The sequence below is a fragment of the Streptomyces sp. NPDC059456 genome, from assembly GCF_042750055.1.
Classification (GTDB): Bacteria; Actinomycetota; Actinomycetes; order Streptomycetales; family Streptomycetaceae; genus Streptomyces.
The window spans coordinates 1-3,231 of sequence record NZ_JBHYVA010000841.1; the positions used below are offsets into that span (position 1 = coordinate 1).

At 75.8% G+C, this 3,231-nt stretch carries 2 protein-coding genes; both read left to right on the plus strand.

The window, feature by feature from the left end; translation table 11 throughout:
* A partial coding sequence (locus ACFXA3_RS39365) for a PLP-dependent aminotransferase family protein (protein ID WP_385195696.1) occupies positions 1 to 1,248 on the plus strand: 1,248 nt, incomplete at its 5' end.
* Positions 1,249 to 1,328: 80 nt separating this feature from the next.
* Positions 1,329 to 2,915, plus strand: coding sequence for a glycosyltransferase family 2 protein (locus ACFXA3_RS39370; protein ID WP_385195698.1), 1,587 nt, complete (start codon positions 1,329 to 1,331; stop codon positions 2,913 to 2,915).
* Positions 2,916 to 3,231: the final 316 nt, after the last annotated feature.

Here is a 3,231-nt window from a genome sequence, read left to right on the forward strand (position 1 = left end):
GGCCTGGACGGTCCGGCGGGCCCGGCCGGGCAGGGCGAAGCCGACGCCGCCCGCCCCCGCGACCGGATCCGTTCCGGCACCTCCCACGGCCCCGACCGTCCGGCCGGCGGGCCGTTCGGAACGGCCGGGTTCGGGCCCGTCGTCGACGCGCTGCGGGCGGTCCCCGCGCGGATCGACCTGTCGCCCGGGGTGCCCGACCTCACCGCGTTCCCGCGGACGGCCTGGCTCCGGGCGGAGCGGCAGGTGCTCGCCGGTCTCACCCCCGCCGACTTCGGCTACGGGAACCCGCAGGGCGCCCCCGCGCTGCGCTCGGCGGTCACCGGCTGGCTGGCCCGCAACCGCGGGATCCGCGCCGACCCCGACGAGGTCGTCGTCGTCGCCGGAGTCGCCCAGGCACTGGGCCTGCTGGCGCACGTCCTGCGCGAGGGCGGCCTCCGCACGGTCGCCGTCGAGGACCCCGGCTCGCTCGGGGCCCGGCAGCAGCTGGAGTACGGCCGGCTGGAGACGGTGGCGGTGCCAGTGGACGACGGCGGGCTCGACGTCGCCGCGCTCCGGGCGAGCGGGGCCCGGGCCGTGCTGCTGACCCCGGCGCACCAGTTCCCCACCGGGGTCGTGCTGGACGGCGAGCGCCGCCGGGAGCTGCTCGCCTGGGCTGTGGCCGGAGGGCTCGTCGTCGAGGACGACTACGACGCGGAGCACCGCTACGACCGCGCCCCCGTCCCGGCCCTGCGCGCCCTGCTGCCCGACGGCGTCTGCTACGCCGGGAGCGTCTCCAAACTGCTCGCCCCCGCACTGCGCCTCGGCTGGCTGCTGGTGCCGCCCCGGCTGCGCGAGGCGGTGGTGGCCGCGAAGCGCTACGCCGACCTCGGCAATCCGGTCCTGGCCCAACTCGTACTGGCCCGGCTGATGGACTCCGGCGCACTGGAACGCCATCTGCGGCTCGTCCGGCGCCGCCACCGCCGCCGGCGGGACGCCATGCTCCGGGCGGTCGCCGCCCACCTGCCGGGCGCCCGCGTCCACGGAGCGGCGGCCGGCCTGCACCTGATGGTCACCTTCGACGGCGCCGCCTTCGACGACACCGCCCTGGCCGCCGCGGCCCTGGCCCTCGGGGTCAAGGCCCACCCGCTGTCCTGGCACCGCATGCGGCCCGGCCCGCCGGGGCTCGTCCTCGGCTACGCGGCGGGCCCGCCGGGCGAACTGGAAGAGGGGATCGTCCTCCTCGGCCGGGCCCTGCGCGGGCTGCGCTGAACCGCCCGCGCAGACCAGGGCGCTCCCGGCCACCGGACACCCCCGCGGGAGCCCGGGAAGCGGAACTTTATGCTCGGTGCATGCACCACGCGTCCGCCCCCGACATCACCGTGATCATCGCCGTCTACAACGCGATGCCCTATCTGAACGAATGCCTCGATTCGGCACTCGGCCAGACCCTGGGGGCCGAGCGTCTGGAGATCATCGCGGTCGACGACGGCTCCACGGACGGCAGCGGCGCGGAGCTCGACCGCTACGCCGCCCGGCACCCGCAGGTCCGCGTCCTGCACCAGCCGAACTCCGGCGGCCCCGGCGCCCCGCGCAACCGGGCCCTCGACCTGGCCCGCGGCCGCTTCGTCTTCGTCCTCGACGCAGACGACCACCTCGGCCCCGAGGCGCTGGAGCGGCTGCTGGACATGGCCGAGACCCAGGACAGCGACCTCGTGCTCGCCAAGCAGGTCGGGCTCGGCCGGACGGTCTCGGAGAAGGCCCACCGCCACGCCGAGGAGGCCGACCTCTACACCTCGGAGGTCTACCGCTCGCTGCACTCGGCCAAGCTGATGCGCCGCCAGGTCATCGAGGACGCGCACCTGCGCTACCCGGAGGACCTCTGGTACGGCGAGGACCAGGTCTTCGTGACGGAGGTGTTCCTGGCCGCCGGGAAGATCTCCGTCGTCGGCGACTACGACTGCTACTTCCTGCGCCGCCGCGAGGACGGGCAGAACATCACCGCCCGCCCCCGGACCGCGGCCGAGACGGTCGCCCACATCGAGCGCGTCATGGCACTCGTCGCCGAACGGGTCCAGGACCCGGTGGGGCGGCGCCGGATGCTCGGCCGGCACTTCCGCAGCCTGCTGCGCACCGCGCTGCGCCCGGCCGTCGACGCCCGCCACGAGGACCCCGGCTTCACCACCGAGGTGTACGACCGGGCGCGGGAGCTGGTGCAGACGTACTGGCGCCCGGACATGGGCGGCGAGCTGCCGCGGATCGACTGGATCCGGCTGTACGCGTTCGCCTGCGGCCCCCTGGCCGCCTTCGAGCAGCTGATGGAGTACGAGCCGGCGCAGGAGCCGGCGCCGCGGGAACGCGTCGAGAACGGCCGCGTGTACCGCTGTTACCCGCTGTTCCGGGACCCGGCGGCGGGACTGCCGGACGTCCTCTTCGACGTGACCGACCTGCTCAAGACGCAGCACCTGCTCTCCTCACTGACCTGGAAGGGCGGCCTGGCACGGCTGACCGGCCACGCGTACATCCAGTCGCTCGGGACCGGCCGCATGGGGAGCGAGCTGCTGCTGCGGGCGCGGGAGACGGGCGACGAACACCTCGTACCGGTCAAGCCGCTCCCGGCGCCGGAGCTCACGGAGGTGGACCCGAAGCTGATCATGGCGGGCTTCCTGGCCGAGCTCGACCTGGCCACGGTGGCCGACGGCGGGCCGATACCGCCGGGCACCTGGGACTGCTTCCTGAACGTCCGCGCGGACGGGGTCACCCGCACCGTCCGGCTGGGCCGCAGGCACGCCCCGGAACTGGACCGGACGGCCCGCCGGGGCAGGGTCATCGCCCGCGACCCGGGCGGTGCCACGGAGCTCGCGGCCACGGCCTTCTTCACCGCCTACGGGAACCTGAGCTTCGAGGTGGTGCGCCGGATCCCGCTGCCCGCGGCGTGACGCGGACGCCCGCAAAAATTTTTTCGCAATCGGCGGCAACCTCCCGGGGGGTCGCGCGTCGTGCGGGAGTGAAGGGCGTCATTCCGCGTCCTCACCGACCGTGACCCGACCGTGGAGAACCACTGTGATGAACCTGAAGCGCGTCCCCCTGACCCTCCGCCGGGCGGCCGTCACCGCTGCCGCCGCCGGGGCGGTCGTGGCGCGCGCCGGGCCCCCCGGCGCCGCCGCGCGGGGGGCGGGCCCCCCCGGCCCCCGCGCGACCCCCCCGCGGAGGCCGCCCCCCCCCCCCCCCCCCCGCCGGGCGGCGGGCGCGGGC

Bases quoted from the DNA above. Each gene is read 5' to 3' on its own strand.
- ACFXA3_RS39370 (WP_385195698.1), top strand. From the start codon at position 1,329: ATGCACCACGCGTCCGCCCCCGACATCACCGTGATCATCGCCGTCTAC.